Annotated in this window: 1 pseudogene; it reads right to left on the bottom strand. The window is 74.7% G+C overall.

Going from position 1 to position 598, the window contains the following annotated elements:
• A pseudogene (locus QMK22_RS17470) lies at positions 1 to 598 on the bottom strand (hypothetical protein); the annotation flags it as partial.

The following is a 598-nucleotide window of genomic DNA, read 5'->3' as shown; positions in this document are numbered from 1 at the left end:
GGGCGGCGGCGAGTTTCTCGGCCGTGATCGCCTGGTCGAGGGTGCCGAGGCCGCGCAGCAGGGCATCGCCGACACCGGGCGAAAAAATGCCCGCGGTGATCGCGTGCATAATCGGCGCCTGCCACGGGACCACCACCGGAGGCACCACCGGTACCAGCGGCAGCGGCGGCAGCGGCGGCAGCGGTGGCAGCGGAGGCACCAGCGGTGGTACCAGTGGCACCAGCACGACCGGTGCGATCGGAACCGTTGCGATGACCGGCCCAGGCCGGGGCGGCGCGTCAGGGAGCGGCAGGTCGGGGTGCAGCTCGGCCCACGCGGCGGCCCGATCGGCCTCCCGCGCCTCCCACTGGGCCGCTTCCCACTCCGCCGCACGCTGCGCATCGACCGCAGCCTCGATGGCGTCAGCGGCGGCGGCGGCGGTGTCAGCCGCAGCATCGGCGGCGGCCTGCGCCACCCGCGCGGCTTCCCGTTCGGCAGCGGCTTCCCGCGCGGCGGCAGCCTCCCGCTCCGCCGTCTCCGTGTCGCTCATCAGCACCCCGACAGCAACCAGCCGGCCGGCCTCGACCCGACTCAAACCGGTGGCCTGCTGCACCATCAA

Source organism: Cryobacterium sp. PH29-G1, from assembly GCF_030063365.1.
Taxonomy (GTDB): domain Bacteria; phylum Actinomycetota; class Actinomycetes; order Actinomycetales; family Microbacteriaceae; genus Cryobacterium.
Note: the sequence above shows the minus strand (reverse complement) of the source record. Positions and strands in the feature narration are given on the sequence as shown.